The 19,573-nt window shown below is 74.3% G+C and carries 23 protein-coding genes; 6 read left to right on the top strand and 17 right to left on the bottom strand.

What is annotated here, in order from left to right; translation table 11 throughout:
• Position 1: 1 nt before the first annotated feature.
• Positions 2-1,501 (top strand): PP2C family protein-serine/threonine phosphatase, encoded by a 1,500-nt coding sequence (locus tag ACHZ99_RS29570; protein WP_420307877.1) that lies wholly within the window; start codon positions 2-4, stop codon positions 1,499-1,501.
• A gap of 12 nt (positions 1,502-1,513) precedes the next feature.
• On the opposite strand, the gene ACHZ99_RS29575 is transcribed toward ACHZ99_RS29570, so the two are convergent.
• From ACHZ99_RS29575 to ACHZ99_RS29600, 6 genes are all read right to left on the bottom strand, one after another.
• Entirely contained in the window at positions 1,514-1,846 is a 333-nt protein-coding gene (locus ACHZ99_RS29575; RefSeq protein WP_420308028.1) for a DUF2516 family protein, read from the bottom strand.
• 104 nt (positions 1,847-1,950) lie between these two features.
• Positions 1,951-2,643, bottom strand: a complete 693-nt coding sequence (locus ACHZ99_RS29580) for a hypothetical protein (protein WP_420307878.1) — start codon at positions 2,641-2,643, stop codon at positions 1,951-1,953.
• Positions 2,640-3,113: a helix-turn-helix domain-containing protein gene (locus ACHZ99_RS29585; RefSeq protein WP_420307879.1), complete on the bottom strand. Its 474-nt coding sequence runs from the start codon at positions 3,111-3,113 to the stop codon at positions 2,640-2,642. The genes ACHZ99_RS29580 and ACHZ99_RS29585 overlap by 4 nt, the downstream gene beginning before the upstream one ends.
• Before the next feature lie 214 nt (positions 3,114-3,327).
• Positions 3,328-3,921 carry a hypothetical protein gene (locus tag ACHZ99_RS29590; RefSeq protein WP_420307880.1) on the bottom strand — a complete coding sequence of 198 codons (594 nt, stop codon included), beginning with the start codon at positions 3,919-3,921 and terminating at the stop codon, positions 3,328-3,330.
• A 151-nt stretch (positions 3,922-4,072) separates the two neighbouring features.
• Positions 4,073-4,651: a DUF4240 domain-containing protein gene (locus ACHZ99_RS29595; RefSeq protein WP_420307881.1), complete on the bottom strand. Its 579-nt coding sequence runs from the start codon at positions 4,649-4,651 to the stop codon at positions 4,073-4,075.
• 176 nt (positions 4,652-4,827) lie between these two features.
• Entirely contained in the window at positions 4,828-5,199 is a 372-nt protein-coding gene (locus ACHZ99_RS29600; RefSeq protein ID WP_420307882.1) for a VOC family protein, read from the bottom strand.
• A gap of 112 nt (positions 5,200-5,311) precedes the next feature.
• Between ACHZ99_RS29600 and ACHZ99_RS29605 the strand changes: the two genes are divergently transcribed.
• Positions 5,312-6,394: a MerR family transcriptional regulator gene (locus ACHZ99_RS29605; RefSeq protein WP_420307883.1), complete on the top strand. Its 1,083-nt coding sequence runs from the start codon at positions 5,312-5,314 to the stop codon at positions 6,392-6,394.
• 5 nt (positions 6,395-6,399) lie between these two features.
• On the opposite strand, the gene ACHZ99_RS29610 is transcribed toward ACHZ99_RS29605, so the two are convergent.
• Both ACHZ99_RS29610 and ACHZ99_RS29615 read right to left on the bottom strand, forming a co-directional pair.
• Positions 6,400-7,257, bottom strand: coding sequence for a GNAT family N-acetyltransferase (locus ACHZ99_RS29610; protein WP_420307884.1), 858 nt, complete (start codon positions 7,255-7,257; stop codon positions 6,400-6,402).
• A gap of 58 nt (positions 7,258-7,315) precedes the next feature.
• Positions 7,316-8,107 carry a TetR/AcrR family transcriptional regulator gene (locus ACHZ99_RS29615; protein ID WP_420307885.1) on the bottom strand — a complete coding sequence of 264 codons (792 nt, stop codon included), beginning with the start codon at positions 8,105-8,107 and terminating at the stop codon, positions 7,316-7,318.
• A gap of 142 nt (positions 8,108-8,249) precedes the next feature.
• Between ACHZ99_RS29615 and ACHZ99_RS29620 the strand changes: the two genes are divergently transcribed.
• Together ACHZ99_RS29620 and ACHZ99_RS29625 are read left to right on the top strand one after the other, a co-directional pair.
• Positions 8,250-9,191: an ATP-binding cassette domain-containing protein gene (locus ACHZ99_RS29620; RefSeq protein WP_420307886.1), complete on the top strand. Its 942-nt coding sequence runs from the start codon at positions 8,250-8,252 to the stop codon at positions 9,189-9,191.
• Positions 9,184-9,948, top strand: coding sequence for an ABC transporter permease (locus ACHZ99_RS29625; protein ID WP_420307887.1), 765 nt, complete (start codon positions 9,184-9,186; stop codon positions 9,946-9,948). Before ACHZ99_RS29620 ends, ACHZ99_RS29625 begins: the two co-directional genes overlap by 8 nt.
• 58 nt (positions 9,949-10,006) lie before the next feature.
• On the opposite strand, the gene ACHZ99_RS29630 is transcribed toward ACHZ99_RS29625, so the two are convergent.
• The 5 genes from ACHZ99_RS29630 to ACHZ99_RS29650 all read right to left on the bottom strand — a co-directional run bounded on the left by ACHZ99_RS29630 (position 10,007) and on the right by ACHZ99_RS29650 (position 14,278).
• The gene (locus ACHZ99_RS29630; protein ID WP_420307888.1) at positions 10,007-10,411 is read right to left on the bottom strand and encodes an ankyrin repeat domain-containing protein; all 405 of its coding nucleotides are present in this window, start codon (positions 10,409-10,411) and stop codon (positions 10,007-10,009) included.
• A 9-nt stretch (positions 10,412-10,420) separates the two neighbouring features.
• Positions 10,421-11,470 (bottom strand): phosphotransferase, encoded by a 1,050-nt coding sequence (locus tag ACHZ99_RS29635; protein WP_420307889.1) that lies wholly within the window; start codon positions 11,468-11,470, stop codon positions 10,421-10,423.
• Between the two features lie 152 nt (positions 11,471-11,622).
• On the bottom strand, positions 11,623-12,330 hold the full coding sequence (locus ACHZ99_RS29640; RefSeq protein WP_420307890.1) for an HAD family hydrolase: 708 nt from the start codon (positions 12,328-12,330) through the stop codon (positions 11,623-11,625).
• Entirely contained in the window at positions 12,327-13,193 is an 867-nt protein-coding gene (locus ACHZ99_RS29645; RefSeq protein WP_420307891.1) for a GntR family transcriptional regulator, read from the bottom strand. Before ACHZ99_RS29645 ends, ACHZ99_RS29640 begins: the two co-directional genes overlap by 4 nt.
• 197 nt (positions 13,194-13,390) lie before the next feature.
• Entirely contained in the window at positions 13,391-14,278 is an 888-nt protein-coding gene (locus ACHZ99_RS29650) for a winged helix-turn-helix domain-containing protein (protein ID WP_420307892.1), read from the bottom strand.
• Positions 14,279-14,509: 231 nt separating this feature from the next.
• Here ACHZ99_RS29650 and ACHZ99_RS29655 point away from each other — a divergent pair, with 231 nt between their 5' ends.
• Entirely contained in the window at positions 14,510-14,725 is a 216-nt protein-coding gene (locus ACHZ99_RS29655) for a hypothetical protein (protein ID WP_420307893.1), read from the top strand.
• A 49-nt stretch (positions 14,726-14,774) separates the two neighbouring features.
• Here ACHZ99_RS29655 and ACHZ99_RS29660 read toward each other — a convergent pair whose 3' ends face one another.
• The 3 genes from ACHZ99_RS29660 to ACHZ99_RS29670 form a co-directional block, all read right to left on the bottom strand.
• On the bottom strand, positions 14,775-16,052 hold the full coding sequence (locus ACHZ99_RS29660; RefSeq protein ID WP_420307894.1) for a GNAT family N-acetyltransferase: 1,278 nt from the start codon (positions 16,050-16,052) through the stop codon (positions 14,775-14,777).
• A 23-nt stretch (positions 16,053-16,075) separates the two neighbouring features.
• Positions 16,076-17,101 (bottom strand): asparaginase, encoded by a 1,026-nt coding sequence (locus ACHZ99_RS29665; RefSeq protein WP_420307896.1) that lies wholly within the window; start codon positions 17,099-17,101, stop codon positions 16,076-16,078.
• 64 nt (positions 17,102-17,165) lie between these two features.
• Positions 17,166-17,855 carry an ABC transporter substrate-binding protein gene (locus ACHZ99_RS29670; protein ID WP_420307898.1) on the bottom strand — a complete coding sequence of 230 codons (690 nt, stop codon included), beginning with the start codon at positions 17,853-17,855 and terminating at the stop codon, positions 17,166-17,168.
• A 181-nt stretch (positions 17,856-18,036) separates the two neighbouring features.
• On the opposite strand from ACHZ99_RS29670, the gene dtd reads away from it, so the two are divergent.
• On the top strand, positions 18,037-18,462 hold the full coding sequence (gene dtd, locus ACHZ99_RS29675; protein ID WP_420307899.1) for a D-aminoacyl-tRNA deacylase: 426 nt from the start codon (positions 18,037-18,039) through the stop codon (positions 18,460-18,462).
• A gap of 139 nt (positions 18,463-18,601) precedes the next feature.
• On the opposite strand, the gene ACHZ99_RS29680 is transcribed toward dtd, so the two are convergent.
• Positions 18,602-19,570, bottom strand: coding sequence for a YgfZ/GcvT domain-containing protein (locus tag ACHZ99_RS29680; protein WP_420307900.1), 969 nt, complete (start codon positions 19,568-19,570; stop codon positions 18,602-18,604).
• Positions 19,571-19,573: the final 3 nt, after the last annotated feature.

Here is a 19,573-nt window from a genome sequence, read left to right on the forward strand (position 1 = left end):
AATGCCCGCACCCGGGCGTTTTCCGGCCCCCGGCCCGCTCGGCGGACCCGACCAGTCCGCCCCCGGTGCCGGGGTGACCGACGCGCACGCCGCACCGCGGCGGCGGCACCCGCTGCCGCCGTCCGGGCACGCGCCGTCGCCGCAGCCGCACGTGCCGTTGCCGGCGCAGCGCTCGGCGACCGCGCCGGCGCCCGCCGGGCAGCCGCCCGCGCGCCCGCGCGCGGTGCCGGAGCCGCTGACGCTGCTGCTGATAGAGGCGGAGCCGGGCGGCGGGCCCGGCGTCGCGCGGATGCTGGAGCAGGCCGGCGCCGGCCGCCACGGGGAGCGGATCCGGGTGCGCACCGCGCGGAACCTCACCGAGGCGGAGCGGCTGCTCGGCCCCGACGTGCACTGCATCCTGCTGGACCTGAGCGTGCCCGGCGAGGGGAGCGGCGCGGCCCCCGAGGAGGGGGCCGGCCCCGGCGACGTGGGCGACGAGCTGGCGGCGCTGCACGCGGTGCTGGCCATGGCGCCGGCGCACGCCGTGCTCACGCTCACCGACGAGGACGACGTGGAGCTGGCCGCCGAGGCCGTCCGCGTCGGCGCGCAGGACTACCTCTTCCGCGGCGAGCTGGACGGCCGGGTGCTGGGCCGCGCCATCCGGTACGCGGTCGAGCGCAAGCGGGCCGACCTGACGCAGAGCCGGCTGACCGCCTCGCGGCTGCGGGCCCAGGAGAACGCCCGGCTGGAGCGCGGACTGCTGCCCACGCCGCTGCTCGCCGGCTCCGGCCTCGGCTTCGCCGCCTGCTACCGCCCCGGCCTGCCGCTGCCCTCCGCGGGCGGCACCCCCACCCGGGCGCTGCTCGGCGGCGACTTCTACGACGCCGTCCGCACCCCCGACGGCGCGGTGCACGCCATGATCGGCGACGTCTGCGGCCACGGCCCGGACGAGGCCGCGCTCGGCGTGGAGCTGCGCATCGCCTGGCGGGCGCTGACGTTCGCCGGCCTCGTCGGCGACGAGCTGATGGCCACCCTCCAGCAGGTGCTGGAGAACGAGCGGGCCGACGACGAGATATTCGCCACCATGTGCACGGTCGACATCTCCCCCGACGCCCGCCGCGCCGGCCTCTACCTCGCCGGCCACCCGGCCCCGCTGGTCGCCGCCCCGGGCGGCCGCCCGCGGCTGCTGCCGCAGGAGCTCGGCGGCCCGGCGCTCGGGCTGCTGCCGCACGCCCGCTGGCCGCGTCAGCAGGTGGACCTGGGCGGCGCGTGGCGCCTGATGCTCTACACCGACGGCCTCATCGAGGGCCGCACCGGCCCGGGCCGCGGCCGGCTCGGCCAGGAGGGCATGCTCTCGCTGGTCGGCAGCCTGCTGGACCGGGGCCTGGGCGGCGAGGACCTGCTGCACGGCGCGGTCACCGAGGCCCGCGCGCTCAACGGCGGCGACCTCACCGATGACGTGGCGGTGCTCCTGCTGGACCGCCCCCCGGGCCCGCGCGGGCCCGGGGACCGGCGGCCGTGACCGCCGGCGGGGTCAGCGCCCGTTGAACGGGCCGTAGGGCCCGTCGGAGCTGCTGCCCCCGCTGCGCCGGCCGCCGCCGATCTGCCTGAGCGCCGGCCGGACGTCCACCATGAAGACGATGGTCGCGATCAGCGCGATGATCGGCAGGAACGACATGATCGGGAAGATCACCATCACGGCGAAGCCGACGCCGAGGATGATCAGCCAGAACTGCTTGGTGTTCTTGTCAGCGGCCCGGTACGCGTCCTCGCGGGCCACGGCCGCCAGGATCAGGGCCGCGCCGGCGAACACGGTCAGGGCAAGGCTGAGCAGGCCCAGGAGCGAGTAGAAGCCAGAGACGAGCACGCGGTCCACCGCCTAATAGTCCGACTGAGTGGTTCAGGGATCCGGCGCAGACACCGTACCCGGATAACGCCCCGGGCACGCGATGTGTGCCCGGGGCCCGGCGCTCAGGACTCCGACTTCGGGGTCTTCTTCGTCGCGGACTTCTTCGCGGTGCCGTTGGCGCCGGTCCGGCCGGTGCCGCGGGCCGCCGTCTTGCGCGGGGCGGCCTTCTTGGCGGCGGGCTTCCCGGTCCCCGTCGCCGCGGACCCGGCGGCGGGCTTCTCGTCCGCCGGCTCGTCGCGGACGGCCCCCGCACCCCCGGCAGCCGCGCCGCCGACCGCCGCCCCGGCGTCCTTGCCGGCGGCGTCCCCGTCCTCGCGGGGCCGGATGATCTCGGTGGTCACCTGCACCGCGTCGGCGGTGTCGCCGCGCCACTCCGCGACCGCGCCGCGGCCGCGCTCGGCCAGCTCGTCGTAGGTCTCCCGGGCCTTCACCGCGTACTCGGCGGCCCGGCCCACGCCCTGCAGCGCGAGGTCCTGCGCGGTCTCCCGCAGCTTCTTGATGTCGGTGTCCAGCCCGTCGAGCCGCTCGGCGACCTTCGCCTGCGCCTCCTTGGCCTGCTTCGACACCCGCTCCTGCACGTCGCGCGGGTCGGTCTCCCGCACCGCGGACAGCCGCTCCGGCGCCTCCGCCCGCAGCCGCTCCACCAGCGCGGGCACCTCGCGCAGCTTCTCCAGCGCCAGGTCGGCGGTGCCGGCGACGGCGTAGAGGGGCGTCGGGTCGCTGAGCGTCTTGCGTACGTCGTCGGTGATGGTCATGTCGTTCTCCTCCGGTCGCTGGCGGGCTTCCCGTCGCCCTCGCCCCGCCCGCCGTCCGGCCGCGGGGCGTCCCCGTTCGTCTGGTCCTCCTCCGCGTGCCCGCCCGTGTCGTCGCGCGCGTTCTCCTTGCGGAAGGAGTCGTAGATCTGCAGCAGCACCTGCTTCTGCCGTTCGCTGATCGCCGGATCGGTGAGTATCGCGGAGTGCACCGCCAACCCGTCCGCCACCCCGTCGGCCCGGCGCTCGTCGAGGATCCCCGCCTGCACGTACAGCGTCTCGGCGGAGATCCGCAGCGCCTTCGCGAGCTGCTGCAGGATCTCGGCGCTGGGCTTGCGCAGCCCGCGCTCGATCTGGCTCAGATACGGATTCGACACCCCGGCGGCATCGGCCAGCTGCCGCAGGCTGAGCCGCGCGCTGCGCCGCTGCTCCCGCAGGAACTCACCGAGGTTGCCGACGTGTATCGAGGCCATGTGTCCGATGCTGCCGCAGTCGTGCTAACTATTGCAAGCACCCGCTTGCAAGTGTGTCACACGCCACATATCGCGATACTATCGCGACTGAAGGCGATCCGTCTCGCTCTTTCCGAGCCACCGCCGTGCCCGGCTCCCTACGGTCGTCGTACGTGGTCGGCGTTGATCCGCCCGGTCCGTCTGTCCTCCTTCCGCCTGCTGTCCCGCAGTCCGCTCAGCTGTCGAAGCGGAGGCCGGGCCGGGTCCAGAGTGTGAGGTCACTGCTGGTGGCGACCGCCAGGGTCAGGCCGGAGGGAGAGAATCCGGCCGCGCGGAGTTCCGCGTAGTCGGAGTGGAAGACGTGCCACCACGTCCCTCCCGCCGGGCCGTTGTGGGACCCGCCGTCGGCGGAGAGGACGACCCGGTCGTGGGGCCACTCGGGACTGACGACGTCCAGGGTCCAGCCGTCCGGCGTGGTGCTGTGCAGGCCGCCGCCGAAGAGTCCGGCCATGCGTACCGGGACGCCCGCGACGGGGCCGAGCCCCGGACAGGTGAGGTCCGGGTGGGCGTCGGGGGTGCTCGTTTCCGGGTCGGGGTCCCGGTCGCGGGCGATCTTCTCGCCGGTGAACGCGTCGAAGAGTCCGTGGCCGTTGCTGGACACGACCATGATGAGGTCGTGCCCGCTGTCGGGATGGACGGCGAATCCCACACCAAGAAGGCCCCCGATGGGAGTCCTGCGGTCCATCACCGGCTGCCATGGCTCGGGAGCCGGCAGGACGGTGGCGGCGAGATAGCGCTCGCGCAGCTTCTGCTGGTGCTCCGTGATCAAGTCGTCTCCCCGGTGCGATCCGCGTCGAGGGTCTCTCGCGCAGCGGCCCACGTCGACTCGAATTCCTGGCGGGTGGTCTCGGCAGCGCCCACGGGCCGACCGCTTCCTGCTGATCCAGCTGCGACGCTGTCCGACTCGTTTAAGCGAACGATCAGAGAGGAAACATCACGCTCAGTCTCGGCAGCTTGCGTGCTGCCTCGTCCTCGCGTCGCACGTCCCACCGCTGACCGAGCGGCCCCGAACTGCCCTCTCCATCCCCTTGTTCGGCCTTGACCTCCTCATAAAACGCCTCGCCGCAGTCGTCGTCGACACCGGTCAGGCTCCGGTACGCCTCCATCGCGACATAGTCGAGAGACTCCCACGTGGGCCAGTCGTCGTTCCACGTCTCCCGCGGGCGTCCCCCCAAGCACTGGACCTCCGGAACGTCGGCCAGAGAGTCCGGATCAGCCAGTGCCCTGGAGAAGGCATCACGGCCGAGCCCCACCATCCACAGGCCGAAGTAGCAGAAGCCGTCATCCGAACACCAGCCACCGAAGATCCGGTCCGCTGCCGCCCATAGATCCCACGTGAACGCGTCGTGCGTCACTTCGTCCAAGCGCACCTGGAACTGCACGACCTCGGCCACCGGCCTTCGCGACAGTGCGCCACACAGCCACGCGAGCCGCTCGTCCGGGCCGTGTGCCTGACGCCGGCACTCCTCGATGAGCTCCCAGAAGGAATCAATGTCCACAGCGGCACTGTGTCAGGCACCTCTGACAGCGCAGGGTCGACGAACTCTGTTCGAGGGGTGGAGAATCCGGAGATCATCATCAAGCTCACCCCGGATGAGTCGCTGCCGGGAATCCTTGCGGCAACAGGCTTCGGCCAGCACCGGACGACATTGGCGGTGGGATCCGCTGCCGTTCGTCAGCCTCGGACAATGCAGAAGGGGTGTCCGGCCGGGTCGGTCAGGACGCGCCACCTCGTCTCCTCGGGCTGGGTGCCCGGCTTGCCCGCGCCCAGCGCCAGCAGCCGGGCCTCCGCCTCGTCCAGGTTCTCCGCGACGGCGAAGCAGAGGTGCGACTGCTGCGGAACGACCTGGGTGGGCCAGGTCGGGGCCCGGTGGCCGTCGACGCGCTGGAAGCCGAGGATGAGCCCGTTCCCGTAGTCGAGCGCCGCGAAGTCGGCGTTCGACCCCGGGTGCGGTGGGAGGCCGGTGGCCTGTTCGTAGAACGCTGCCAGGGCGGACGGGTCCGGGCAGTCGAGGGTGATCGCGCGCAGCTTCATTCGCAGGGGCATGCGACGAGCCTATGGCGGCCGTCGGAGACGCTCTGTTGACCTTCCCCCTGGGGGAAGCCGCAGCATCGGCGGGGCCGGGCGACCGACCGCCCGGCGCGAGGAGGGACGGGCAATGGGGTTGCTGACCATCGGGGCCTTCGCCCGGGCGTCCCGGCTGTCGCCGAAGGCGCTGCGGCTGTACGACCGGCTCGGCCTGCTGACCCCCGCCAGCGTCGACCCGGTCACCGGCTACCGCCGCTACGCCCCCGAGCAGCTGGAGCAGGCCCGGCTCGTCGCCTGGCTGCGGCGGCTCGGGATGCCCCTGGCCCGTATCCGGTACGTCCGCTCGCTGGACGCGGCCGCCGCGGCGGGGGAGATCCGGGCGTTCTGGGCGCAGGTCGAGGCGGACACCGCCGCGCGGCGGGACCTGGCCGCCTTCCTCGTCGACCACCTGTCCGGGAGGGACCCCGACATGCCGCTGGAGATCCGTTACGCCGCCCTGTCCGACACCGGCCTCGTACGCGCGGGCAACCAGGACACCGCCTACGCCGGGTCCCGGCTCCTCGCCGTCGCCGACGGCTACGGGGACCGGGGTGCCCCCGCGAGCGCCGCCGCCGTCGACGCGCTCAAGCGCCTGGAGACCGACGGCGTCCCCGCCGGCGATCTCCTCAACGTCCTTCAGGACGCGATCGGCCGGGCCACCGGGGCCGTGCACGGCGTCACACCGGCCGGCGCCTCCGCCGGGGACGCCGGGGACGCCGGGACCACGCTCACCGCGATGCTCTGGACCGGAGCGCAGCTCGCCCTCGTCCACATCGGTGACTCCCGCGCGTACCTCCTGCGCGACGGGGAGCTGTTCCAGATCACCCACGACCACACCGTGGTGCAGTCGATGATCGACGACGGGCGTCTCACCCCGGCGGAGGCCGCCTCCCACCCGCAGCGGTCCCTGCTGGTACGCGCCCTCGGCCGCGGCGCCGACGCCACCGCGGACCTGCGCCTGCACGACGCCCGGCGCGGCGACCGGTACCTGCTCTGCTCCGACGGCCTCTCGGCCGTCGTCCCCGGCGGGGAGATCCACCGGGTGCTCGCCCGGAGCGGCGGGCCCGGGGAGACGGTGCGGGCGCTCGTCGGGCTGGCCAACGACTCCGGCGGCCCCGACAACGTGAGCTGCGTGGTCGCCGACGTCGCCGACGTCGGGGGCGCCCGGCGGTAGCGCGGCTAGCCGAAGGTGTACGTCGTCCAGTCGGCGTACACGGCGTAGCCGAGGCGCTCGTAGAGCGCGTTGCTCGTGGGGTTGGCCGCGTTCGTGAAGAGGGCCGCCTCCGTGGCGCCCGCGTCGAGCGCCGCGCGGGTCACCGCCGCGGTCACCGCGGCCGCGTAGCCGTGGCCGCGGTGGGCGGGCGGGGTGTAGACCGGGTCGACCTGGGCGAGGCCCGCGACCGGGGGGTTGACGCCGGCCACGGAGACCGGGGTGCCGTCGGGGGTCTCCCAGAAGGAGTAGTGCTTGTCGGCGTAGCGGGTGGTGGGCCAGGTGGCGGCGTCGACGGTGACGTCCTCGCCGACGTCGGCCGCGAAGCCGCGGATGAAGTCGATGACGTGCGCGTCGTCGCCCGCGCCCGCCGCCCGCGCGCGCCCCGCGGGGGCGGGGTCCGGCGGCGTGAGCGTACCGAGGCGGCGCAGCCGGAGCCGTACGGCGGGTGTCGGCGTCGCGCCCGAGTGGCGCTGCCAGGCGGCCGCGAAGGCGGCGGTGGTGTCGCTGTCGCCGCCGGTGGAGGGGAGGGTGTGCCCGAGGCCGGCCAGGTGGGATGCGAGGGTGTCGGCCTGCTCGGGGGTGAGCGGGGTGAGGCCGAGGGCGCGGCCGGGCAGTTGGTGGCAGACGGCGAGGACCGACCCGGCCCGCGACAGCCGGCCCAGCAGCGGGCGTCCGCCGCCGTACGGGCCCGTGCCGCGTGCTTGCAGCCGTGCCGCCCAGGTCAGGGCCATGATGTGGGGGACGGGCCGGGCGCGGAGGAACTCTCCGGCTCCGGCCAGGAATCGGTCGACGTCATCGGTGAGGTGCCAGCCGTCCGCGCTCATGGCGCCATGATCCCGCAGGTGGGATTCCCCGCGGCGGCCGGGCTGCGGAGGCCCTGGGTCAGCCGGGGCGGCGGGCGTCGATGAGCGCCTGGACGCCGTCGAGTACGCGCTCCAGGCCGAACGCGAACTCGTCGTAGTCCGACGGGTTCCGCGGCGGCTCCGTGTCCGGTTCGTCGAAGGCGCCGCCCTCCACCGCCGTACGCAGGTGGGGCAGCCGGCCGGCGGCGGAGACCCGGAGGAGGAAGTGGCTGTACTCGTTCATCAGCCGCTCCATGTCCTTGTTCCCGCCCATCGCGAGGGCGATCGTCACCTCCGCGCGCACCTGGTTGCTCACCAGCAGCGCCGTGGCCACCTTCTCGAACTCCGTCAGCGGGGTGTCGCGGAGGATGTAGAGGGCCTGGTCGAGCGCCGCGAGCTGGTTCGGGGTGACGGGCGGGCCGCCGCTGGGGACGTGCGCCACGGCCCACGGGTGCGCGAACATCGCGGCGCCGATGGCCTGGTACCAGTGCCGCAGCCCGGCCCGCCAGTCGGCCGCGGCGTCCTCCGGCAGCGGCTCCGGCGGGCCGAAGGCCCCGTCGACCATGAGCGTGACCAGCTCGTCCTTCGTGGCCACGTACCGGTAGAGGGCCATCGTCGAGACGCCCAGCTCCTTGGCGACCCGTCCCATCGACGCGGCCTCCAGGCCCTCCGCGTCCGCGACCGCGACCGCCGCCGCGACGATCCCGTCCAGCGTCAGCCCGCGCTTCGGCCCCTTCTGCGGCCGGGGTTTGAGGCCCCAGGCGGCCTCGACGCTGGCGGGGACGGCTCCGGTGCCGGGGCGGGGGTCGGGCTGGTCGTCGCTGGCGTCCATGGGTGCAGTTTACGGTATACGCAGTGCCGTGTATGGTCTACACAGTAGTGTGTAAGGCATACGCAGAAGACTTTGGGCGTGCCCTGAGAAGGTCCCGAGGAAGCGCCGAGAAGCCGAGAAGAGCTGAGAAAGGGGGAGAGCTGTGCCCCAGCCCACCCGTCCCGCCGTCGAGGCCGCCGGCCTCACCAAGGCGTACGGCGGCACGACCGTGCTCGACGGCGTCGGTCTGCGCGTCCCGCCCGGCACCGTCTTCGCCCTCCTCGGCCCCAACGGCGCCGGCAAGACCACCACCGTCCGGATCCTCGCCACGCTGCTGCGCGCCGACGCGGGCAGCGCCCGCGTCGCCGGGTTCGACGTGGCCGCGGAGCGCTCGAAGGTCCGCCGGGCCATCAGCCTCACCGGCCAGTACGCCGCGCTCGACGAGCAGCAGACCGGCGCGGAGAACCTCCGCATGGTCGCCCGGCTCACCGGCCTGTCCCGCCCCGCCGCCCGCCGCCGCGCGGCCGAGCTGCTGGAGCGGTTCGCCCTCGCCGGCGACGCCGCCGACCGCCGCGTCGGCACGTACTCCGGCGGCATGCGCCGCCGGCTCGACCTCGCCGCCGGCCTCGTCGGCGACCCCTCCGTGATCTTCCTCGACGAGCCGACCACCGGCCTCGACCCCCGCAGCCGCCAGGCCGTCTGGGACGAGGTCCGCCGCCTCGCGGACGGCGGCGTGACCGTCTTCCTCACCACGCAGTACCTGGAGGAGGCCGACCGCCTCGCCGACCGGATCGCGCTCCTCGACGGCGGAAAGCTCGTCGCCGAGGGGACGGCGGCGGAGCTGAAGCGGCAGGTCTCCGCCGAGCGGCTGGACCTCACCCTGACCTCCCCGGAGGCGTACGAGAAGACCGCCCGCGCCCTGGACCACCTCACGGTGCGCCGCGACCCCGGCGCCCGCACCCTCGGCATCACCACCGACGGCCGCGCCGCGCACATACGCGAGCTGCTCGACGCCGTCGACCCCGACCGCACCCTCATCGAGCGCTTCTCCGTGCACTCCGCGACGCTCGACGACGTCTTCCTGAAGGTGACCCGCGATGGCTGACGCCCTGACCCACTCGGCGACGATGGTCGGCCGCTCCGTGCGGCTCAGCTCCCGCAACCCCGACGCCGTGATCACGGCGCTGGCGCTGCCGGTGCTGCTGATGCTCGTCTTCGTCTACCTCTTCGGCGGCGCGATCGACACCGGCGGAGGCTACGGGCGCTACGTCGACTACGTCGCCCCCGGCGTCCTCGTCCTGTGCGCCGGCTTCGGCGCCGGCACGACGGCGATGAGCGTCGCGGACGACATGAAGGGCGCCGTCATCGACCGCTTCCGCTCCCTCGACGTCGGCGGCACCGCCGTCCTCGCGGGCCACGTCGCGGCGAGCGTCGTCCGGAACCTGGCCGCCACCGTGCTGGTCTTCGGCGTCGCCTTCGCGGTCGGCTTCCGGCCGGCGGCGGGGATCGGTGGCTGGCTCGCGTCGGCGGGCATCCTGCTGGCGGTGATCACGGCCATCTCGTGGGTCGCGGCGGCGGTCGGCCTGCTGGCCGACTCCCCGGAGGCGGCCGGCGGCTTCACATTCTTCCTGGCCTTCCTGCCGTACCCGTCCAGCGCCTTCGTCCCGGTCGACTCGATGCCGGGCTGGCTGCACGGCTTCGCCGAGCACCAGCCGCTGACCCCGGTGATCGAGTCGCTGCGGGGGCTGCTGCTGGGGCACCCGGTGGGCGGCAGCCCGTGGGAGGCGCTGGCGTGGTGCGCGGGGCTGACGGCGGTGTCGATGGCGGCAGCGGCGGCGCTGTTCAGGCGGCGGACGGCGTGAGCGGGCGGGGCGCGGGGCGGGTGCCGGTTGCGCACCGGCCCGTACGCACCCCGCCGACTCACACCCCGCCGAACAGCTCCAGCAGCTCCGTCCGCCCGGCCGCCCGCGCCGCCGCGACCGCCGACGGCGACCCGGCCTGCGGGTCCGCGCCGTGCCGCAGCAGCACCCGTACGACGTCGTCCGCGCCCGCCCGCACCGCCGCCGCCAGCGGCGTCGCGCCCAGCGCCCCGACCTGGTCCGCGTCGGCGCCGCGCAGCAGCAGCGCGCCGACGGTGCCGGGGTGCCCGTGCACGGCGGCGAGCATGACGAGGGTGTCCCCGTCGTCGTCGCGCAGCCCGACCGGCACCCCGGCGTCCACGTACGCCGCCAGCGTGTCCGTACGCCCCTGCCGCGCGAGGTCGAAGGCCTTGGTGGCCAGCTCGAACACGGCCGGATCGTGCGCGGGCTCGTCGGCTGCACTCATGCCGTCACCCTACGACGCGGAAGGCGATCCCCCGGTATTGCTGGCGTGCCGCCGCCGCGGTGCGGCGAGCCACCTCAGCAGCTCCCGTTCGATCTCACCGGCGCCGGCCACCGTGGACAGCGGCAGCGCGCCGGACGCCCGGTCGAGCACGGCGTTGACGGCCTTCGCCGCCTCGGCCGTCGTCGTCTCGCCCCGCTCCATCGAGTACGCCTGCCGGATCACGTCCGTGTACACCGACTGGAGCCGCTTGAACGCCAGATACCGGGGCAGGTCCGCCGCGAGCCCGGCGGTGGCGCCCGGCCGGAGCCGCTCCGCCGCCTCCGCCCAGCGGGCGACGACCTCGCTCTCCTGGCCGGCGGGGTAGCGCATCAGATGCAGGTGGGTGGCCAGATCGTACAGCGGATCGCCGAGGAGGGCCAGCTCCCAGTCGATGGTCCACAGCACCTGCTGCTTGTCGACGATGAGGTTCGCACGGTGGATGTCGCCGTGCAGCAGCGCGAAAGGGCGCGGGGTCATCCCCTCCAGCCGGGCCAGGAGCGAGGAGACGGCGGAGGGGGACGACTCCGGGTGGACGCCCAGACCGCGGAAGAGCGTGTCGAAGTGCGGCAGTGAGCGCTCGACGACGTCGGTCAGGGTGAACCGGACGAGAGCGCGGGCGAACGCCCTGGTGTCGCCGTCCGCCGGCGGCGGGGAGTGGAGCGCGAGCAGCCGGGGATCGCCGGCGTCGACGGCCAGCAGCTCCCGGAAGAGCCGCATGATCTGGTCGAGGAGCGCGGCGGGCACCGCCTCGCCGGGCGCGGCGACCTCCGCCAGCGTGCACCCCTCGATGAAGCCCTGGACGGTGAGGGTGTCGATGCGGCCGATCGTGGGCACGTGGGAGACGCGGCCCGCCAGTTCGGTGAGCAGATCGTCCTCGGAGGCGAAGCACCTGCGGTCGAACCACAGCAGCCCGGGCCGGGGGTCGCGCAGCTTCACCCACCCGGCGGACTCCCCGAACAGCCCGGGCGCGGACAGCCGTACCGCGTACGTCTCGTGGTGGTAGCCGGGCAGCGGCCCCACGACCTGCGTCGCCGAGGCGAAGAGGCCCGGCAGGACACGTGGACCGGTGGGGGGCGGGGGCAGAGCGTCCTCTGCTGGGGGCGTGGTCAGGGCGGATCACTCCTTCTGCCGCATGGCGTCCCTTGGACAGATCGGGCCGGGCGGGCGGGCGGTCAGTGCGGCGCGGTCGTGCCGCGCAGCGCATGCAGTATGGCGCCCATCGAGCCGACCGTGAGCGGTGCGCCCGCCGTTTCGAGGGCGTGCGCCTTGTGGGGGGCGCGTGCGTAGCCGATGAAGCCGACGCCGGCGAGGTGCGCGGCCTTCCAGTCGGACGGCGAGTCGCCGATCATCACACACTGGCCGGGCGCCGCGCCGGTCGACTCCAGCGCGCGCAGCAGGCAGTCGGGGTCGGGTTTCAGCCCGGAGGCGTCGGGCCGGCGCCCGTGCACGTGGGGGGAGAAGTAGCCGCCGAGCCCCTGCGTCTCCAGGTGGACCTCGATGGCGGCGGCCGCGTTGTTGGAGGTGACGGCCAGGGTGCGGCCGAGCAGGTGCAGTTCGGTGACCACGTCGTGCGCGTACGGGGTGGGGGCGGCCGTCTCCGCCGCCTTCTTCTCCGCCTCCGTCAGCAGCCTCTCCACGGTGCGGACGATGCCGTCGCCCGGCAGCTCCCGCCGGGCGGCGGTGAGGAGGCTGTGCGGGTCGCCCGGGTCGTGCGGGGAGGTGCGCAGCAGGCCGGGCGCCCGGCTGTCCAGCTCCCGGCGGAGCTGCCCGGCGACCTCGGTGGCGGGGTATGCGGCGAAAAGCCGGCAGAGTGGGCCGTCGAAGTCGAAGAACACGCACTTCGCGGAGTCGAGCACTTCTGCCAGGGCGGTCACATTCATCCGTTCCACGGTACGGCTATGGTCTTCCAGCGCGTTTCGAACCACGCGCGCTGCTGGTCGATGAAGAGGGCGTCCCGCGCGTTGCCGCCGTACTCGGGCGGGTGGAAGTGCACCAAGGGGGTCTCCACCCCGCGGACATCGTAAATGGTGTGGTATTCCCCCGAACCGAGGACGAATTCCACCTCTTCCCGCTGCGACGTGTAGGTCCCGAAGAGGACTTCGGCGCCGTTCAGGAGGTAGAACTTGTGTCCCGGCGGCTGCCCCGTGCTGCGCACCTGTAAGGAGACGTCGACGCCGGCGTCCTCCTTCAGCTGGTCCAGGCCGGCCCGCAGCGCCTGGGTGAAGCTGCGGACGAATCCGTACAGCCGGTCGCCCGGCCGTGGGTCCTCCGGCTGCCGGACGAGCCGGGGAAGGTCCTGAAGCGCCGACCGCCGGGGGATCAGCGCCCGGACGGTGATGCTGGCCGGATTCAGACTTCCTTCCAGTACTGATTTGAACGGCTTGTCGAGGTACCTGAGGAGCGACTGCATCGTGACCGAGACCACGTCCAGCGTGACGTGCTCCCTGCCGAAGGCCCGCGTCAGGCAGTCGACCGGGGAGGGGTCGTCCTGGTCGGGGGCGCTGTGCAGCACCCGGGACGGGCTTCCCCTCCCCGGATCGTTGACGAGGCCGTCCGCGCGCAGCAGGCCGAGGGCCTTGCTCACGGTCGGCCGGGAGACCCGGTAGCGGCCCGCCAGGGCGTTCTGGGCGGGCAGCGTGGCGTCCCGGCCGAACTCACCCTCGCCGATCCGGCGGCGGAGGTCGTCGGCGATCCACCGGTAGAGGGGAGTACGGACGCCGCCCGTCGCTGCCTCTCGATGCATCTGAGAAAGGTACAACGGCCTGTCATCTCCAGGGAGTTGTCAACACGGCAGGTTCGCGGCCTGCCTTCGGGCTGACAAAGCCGAGCATCTCCGGCGCTGCTGTCCGCTGCGTGCAACCGGTGCAGCTCCGTAGATTCGCAGTTGTCGAACGGAGGAGGCGCGGGATGGCCCACCTTTCCGGCCGCCGGGCCGCCGGCTCAGTATCCGAGGGGGTACGGCACGGCGATGCTGGACCACAGCGATTCGAACCAGGCCCGGGAGTGCTCGACGAAGGCCGCGTCGTGCTGGTCGCGGCTGTCGGGGCCCGCGGAGTAGTGGAAGAGCGGGGCGTTGAGGCCGAGGACGTCGTGGATGGCCATCATCTCGCCCTGGTACTCCACCTCCCGCCGCAGCACCCGGTAGTACCCCATCAGCGCCTCGGTGCCGTTGAACACGTAGAGCTTGCTGGTGGGGGTGAGGGGCATGCCCCGGATCTCGACGGACACCTCGGGCACCAGATCGCGTTCGCGGAGGTTGCGCAGGGTGTGGTCCAGGCTGCGGGCGTGCAGCTGGACCAGGTCGTGCAGGCGCTGCCGCGGCCGGGGGTCCGACGGGTCCCCGGTCAGCTGCGGGATGGCGAGCTGGGCGTCCGGGCTGGGCACCAGGATGCGTGCGGTGATCGACTCCGGCGCGCGCTGCTCGCCGATCGCGATCCGCATGGCCGTGGGGGCCAGCGCCTGGGTGAGCGTCTCCGTCGTCAGGTTGAGCACGTCGAGGGTCACGTGGGTGGCCTGAAACGCCAGCTCGATGCGGTCGACCAGCTCCACCCCCGCCGCCCGCGGCTCCTCCGCGTCCACCGCGCGCGGCTCGGCCACCGTGGGCGGTGCCCCCCGGCCGACGTCGGCGAGGAGCCGCTCGCGCTTGAGCTGCTCCAGGGCCTTCCGTACGACGCTGCGCTCGACGGCGAACTCCGCCATCAGCACCTTCTGCGTCGGGAGGCTGTCTCCGGGGCGCAGTTCGCCGGACCGGATGCGCTCGCGCAGCGCGCCGGCGACGCGGTCGCGCGCGGTCCCGGTGCCGGCTGCCGAAGGTTGATCCCTGCTCACCCGGCCAACATTACAACTTCTGGCCAACAGGCGCGGGTTGTCTGGGAATTGTTTTGAGTTGGTGACCAACTGGGCACAAGTCAAGCAGAGTTGGCTGCCAACTCTGGGACCCTGGCGGCAACCGGCGGAAGTTGGCAGTGCTGGCCGCCGCCCGGGGTTCGCGCTCTCCCGCTGTTCAACGGCGCATGGGGGGAGGGGGACCGCTGCGTTCGCAGAAGGGAGGGACCCACCATGCCGGTCGGACTCACTCTGGCCATGTCAGCGCTGCTCGTCGGCTTCGAGCGCTTCGTCGAATGGCGCTTCGGCACGGTGGGAGCGATCGGGCTCACCACCTTGCTCGTGGGGCTCAAGGCGCAGAACGTCACGTGCATGACCATCGGCGGGCTCGCGCTCGCCGTGCTGCTGCTCCAGTCCGCCGAGCCCGTCCGCCCCGCGGCCGGGCAGTGAGCGGGATCCGGAGCGGGACCCGGAAGCAGAGAGCCGGCCGGAAGGAGGGCTAGAAGGTGTCGGGACACCACGGCCGGCGCGAGGTGCGCAGGAGGGCGTCCGCCCGTGCGGCGGCGCCCGGGCGCTCCTCGTCGACCACGCCCAGGGCGGCGAGCCGCACCGCGGACTCGTCGCCCAGGCAGAGGCGGCCCAGCTCCGCCACGCCCAGGGCGAGGTCGGCGGGCCGGTCCGTGGGGGAGCAGCCGGCGCCGTCCGGGCCGGCGGCGTCCAGCAGGAAGCGGCCCCCGGCGAGGCCGGCCGGGTCGTGCACGTCGAGTACGAGAGAGCCGGAGGCCGCGTAGGTGCGGGCCTCCAGAAGTCGCGGGACGTCCAGTGGCCGCAGCCACAGGTAGTCCGCGTGCGTGGTCACCCGGGCCGCCCGAGGGTCACCCAGGTAGAGGGGGAGGAGATCGTCGGGCGCCCGGTGGCCCGTATGGAGGGTCGTGGCCCAGTCGATCGAGACCAGGTAGCGCCAGAGCGCCCGCTCCGCCGCCGGGGTGACGGCGATGAGGTCGGACACCGTCAGCTGGTCGTCGGAGAGCTTGCCGGGCCATTCGCCCCACTTCGCGCGGTACGTGACGATGCCCTCCGGCTCGCCCGCCGCCGAGCGGTAGGCCGCGTAGAAGGGTTCCACCCACGGCTCGTCGACGCTGAGGCGGGTCGCGCCCGTGTGCACCTGCCAGCGGTACGCGCTCCGGTCCACCGCGCCCGGCATCTGCCGGCGGAAGCGGTCGTGCAGCTCCGGGCCGATCGCGAGCAGCCCCGCGGAGTCGAGGAGTTCGACGGTGCCGCCGTCGTCCGGGCCGGCGTAGCGCGGGTCGAGCTGGGCGCGCCGGGTGCTGACCTCGTAGTCGGTGATCCAGGTGCCGGGGCCGAAGCCGTGGCGGCCGTAGATCGGGTATTCCGCGGCGATCAGGCTGGCGATCACGTCGCCGCGTTCCTTCGCCGCCGCCAGGTCGGCCGCCAGCAAGCGCGTCAGCAGCCCCCGCCTGCGGTGCGTCGGCGACACGGTGACGCCGGACACCGCGCACGACCGCACGGCCGCCCCGCCGGGCACCGTCAGCTCCTGGTCGAAGCTGCGGTACGTGCCCACGCAGCGCCCGCCGTCGTACGCGCCCCGCACCCGGGTCAGGTCGCGCGACCCGATGAACGTCGCCACGTCCTCCTCCGTCACCGTCGGGGGGCGCAGGAAGCCGGTCAGCAGGGCGGCGAGCCAGCCGGCCACGTCGCCTTCGTCGAGCGTACGGATCTCGATGCCGTCGCCAGCACCGCCGGAGTCACGGATCATGCGCCCACGCTAGGCGCCGATCGTCAGATCGTCGCCCGAATTTCGCCGACCTGTTCCCCGCCGCCCAGCAGCGGCGCCGCCCCGATCCGGGCCAGCACCGGCGACCGTACGCCCAGCAGCGCCAGCGCCCGCGCCAGCACCGGGCCGACGGCCCGCAGCGCCCCGTCGTCGACCTTGAACGCCAGCGCCCGCCCGTCCGGCAGCGCCACCGCCTGCACGCCCTCCGCGCCCACCTTCGCCAGCGCGCCGGGTACGCCCCGCATCAGCCAGGTGTCCCACCGCCGGGTGCCCGCGACGTACTCCGGGTGCGCCCGCATCGCGTCCGCCACCCGCCGCTCCGGCGTGCCCTCCGCGGCCAGCACCAGCCGCCGGAAGCCGCGCGCCAGCGCCGTCAGCGACAGCGACAGCAGCGGCGCGCCGCAGCCGTCGACGCCGACGTGCCGCACCTCCTCGCCCGCGGTCTCCTCCACCGTCTCCCGCACCGTCCGCTGCAACGGGTGGTCGGGGGCGAGGTAGGAGTCCCGCGGCCAGCCGTGCGCGACGCAGGCCGTGAGCATCGCGGCGTGCTTGCCGGAGCAGTTCATGGCCACCCGGTCCCGGGTCCGCCCGGCGGCGACGTACGCCTCCCGCTCCTCCGGGTCCAGCGGCAGGTCGGGCGGGTTGCGCAGGTCGTCCTCGGACAGCCCGGCCGCCGCGAGCATCTTGCGCACGAGGTCCAGGTGGAACGGTTCGCCCGAGTGGCTGGCCGCCGCCAGCGCCAGCCGCTCCCCCGTCAGCGAGCCCGCCGTGCCGGCCCCGGCGCGCAGCACCGCCGCCGCCTGGAACGGCTTGTTCGCCGACCGCGGGAACACCTGCCCGGCCACGTCCCCCCACGCCCGCTCCACCGCGCCGTCCGGCCCCAGCAGCACCAGCGACCCGCGGTGCCGCCCCTCGGCGAAGCCGGAGCGCACCACCTCCGCCAGCACCGGCGGCGGCCCGGTGTACGCGCCCTCCTCGGCCGGCGCGGGCGCGGGGGCCGGCGGCGGGGATATCCAGCTGTCGTCGTGCATGGGCGGGCGCCTTCCGTGCCGGGGACGGCCCCGGGGTCGCCGCGGTCCGCCGCTCGGTCAGAGCTCAGGACAGCAGGTCGTCGACCTGCGCCTCCCCTTCACGATAGCGGCGCGCGATCTCCGCGCTGCACTCGTCCGCCGTCCGCTGGAGCCGCTGCCGGCGGCCGGAGATGCGGGCCTCGTAGCCGGCGAGCCGGGCGAGGCCCTGGGCCAGCTCGTCGTCCGTACGGGACGGCAGGTCGGACAGCGCGACCTCCGCGAGCATCTGCTCGGCCAGCTCCCGGTACTCCGCGCGCAGCGGCGGGCCCATCGTGACGTGCCGGGCGGAGGCCGGCCGCGGGGAGGGGCCGTCGGTGAGGATCTCCGGCAGCCGGTCGAGCACGGGCGAGTGCGGGCTGGCGCGGCGGCCCAGCTCGGCGCGGAGGATGTCGATGCGGCCGTGCAGCAGGCGGCGTACGTAGCTGAGGTCGGCCTCCTCCTGCTGCGCCGAGCGGCGCAGCCGGCGCACCTCGGGCAGGCCGAGCGTGTCGAGCCGCGGGGGCGGGGCGGCCGGGTCGGGGGCGGCGACGAGGGACGCGAGGGAGGCGAGAGGGGCGGCCGCGGTCCCGGCGGAGTGCGCCGCGCCCGCCTTGGCGGAGGCCACGCCGCCCTCCGGGGCGCGCGGCCCCGGCGGACGGGGACGGCGGTCGGCGCGCGGGCTGCTGCGCGCGGTCGGTACGGGCGGCGTGGGCCGCCCGGCTCCGGAAGAACTCATGCGCGTGTCAGTCCCCTTCGTCCGAGATGCCGCGTCGGCGTGGCGACCGGTCGGACACCGGAAGCAATCGTGCCACTGCCCGGGGCGGCGCGGCAGTCGGACCGCGCCCGTTCGGCCCCGCGCACGTTGCGGCGCCCGGGGGCACGGCGGCGCACGTCGCGCCGCCGGGATAATGCGACGTATGCGAGCGGTGGTGCAGCGGGTGGACGGCGCGCGGGTCGAGGTCGGCGGGGAGACGGTCGGCGAGGTGGCCGGCGAGGGGCTGTGCGTGCTCGTGGGCGTCACCCACGGCGACACCCCGGCGAAGGCCGCGCAGCTGGCCCGCAAGCTGTGGACGATGCGGGTGCTGAACGACGAGAGGTCCTGCTCGGACGTGGCGGCGCCGCTGCTGGTGATCAGCCAGTTCACGCTCTACGGCGACCCCCGCAAGGGCCGCCGGCCGACCTGGCAGGCGGCGGCGCCCGGGGAGGTCGCCGAGCCGCTGGTCGAGGAGGTCGTCGCGCGGCTGCGGGAGCTGGGCGCGCGGGTGGAGACGGGGGTGTTCGGGGCGCCGATGCGGGTGACGCTGACGAACGACGGCCCGTTCACGTTGCTGGTCGAGGTCTGAGGCGTACGTACCGGGGCCCCGGGGTCCCGGGGTGCCGCCGGTGGTATCGGAGGGCACGGGGGGCGTGCAAGGCATCCGGGGCGCACGGGAGCATGCCCGCGCGCCGTCCGCGCCGCCGCCCCGTGGCCGCCCCCGCGGCTCAGGGCTCGACGACCGTCTCCTGCGCCGCCGCCGTCTCGTCCGCGAGCAGCGCCGCGTCCGCCGGAACGTTCCGCTTCACCAGCGCCAGCGCGATCGGCCCCAGCTCGTGATGGCGCACCGAGGTCGTGACGAAGCCCAGCTTGCGCCCCTCCTCCTCGGCCGCCAGCCGGATCGCCGCGCCGTGCGGCGGCAGCGTCACCTCACTGCCGTCGAGGTGCAGGAACACCAGCCGGCGGGGCGGCCGGCCGAGGTTGTGCACCCGCGCGACCGTCTCCTGCCCCCGGTAGCACCCCTTCTCCAGATGCACCGCGGTCCCTATCCAGCCCACCTCGTGCGGGATGGTCCGGTGGTCCGTCTCCAGCCCCAGCCGCGGCCGGTGCGCCGCCACCCGCAGCGCCTCGTACGCCAGCACCCCGGCCGGCGGGCCGGCGGTCGCGGCGAAGTCCGCCAGGGTGGCGCGCGGGAGGAAGAGGTCGCGGCCGTACGCCGTCTCCCGGACGGGCACGCCGCCGGGCGCCTCCGTGATCGACCCGGCCGGCAGGTGGACGACGGCCCGGTCCTCGGTACGGTCCGCGATGTCCACCCGGTAGAAGAACTTCATGCTCTCCAGGTACGCGATCAGGTCCTTCTGCGTGCCCGGCTCCACGTGCGCCCACGTCGTCTCGCCGTCGTCGACGAGGTACAGCGCGTGCTCGATGTGCCCGTGGGCGGACAGCACCAGCGCCTCGGTGGCGTGCCCCGGCGCCAGCGCCTCGACGTGCTGCGTCAGCAGCAGATGCAGCCAGCTCAGCCGGTCCTGGCCGGTGACCGAGACGACGCCGCGGTGGGAGAGGTCGACGAAGCCCTCGCCGGCGTCCAGCGCGCGCTGCTCCCGGAAGAGGTCGCCGTAGTGCGCGGCGACGCCCTCGTCGGGAGCCTCGGCGCCGACCGCCCCGGGCAGGGAGAGGAGGGGAGAAGGCGCGTTCATGCT

Origin of the sequence: Streptomyces sp. MAR4 CNX-425, assembly GCF_048656465.1 — a bacterium.
Taxonomy (GTDB): domain Bacteria; phylum Actinomycetota; class Actinomycetes; order Streptomycetales; family Streptomycetaceae; genus Streptomyces.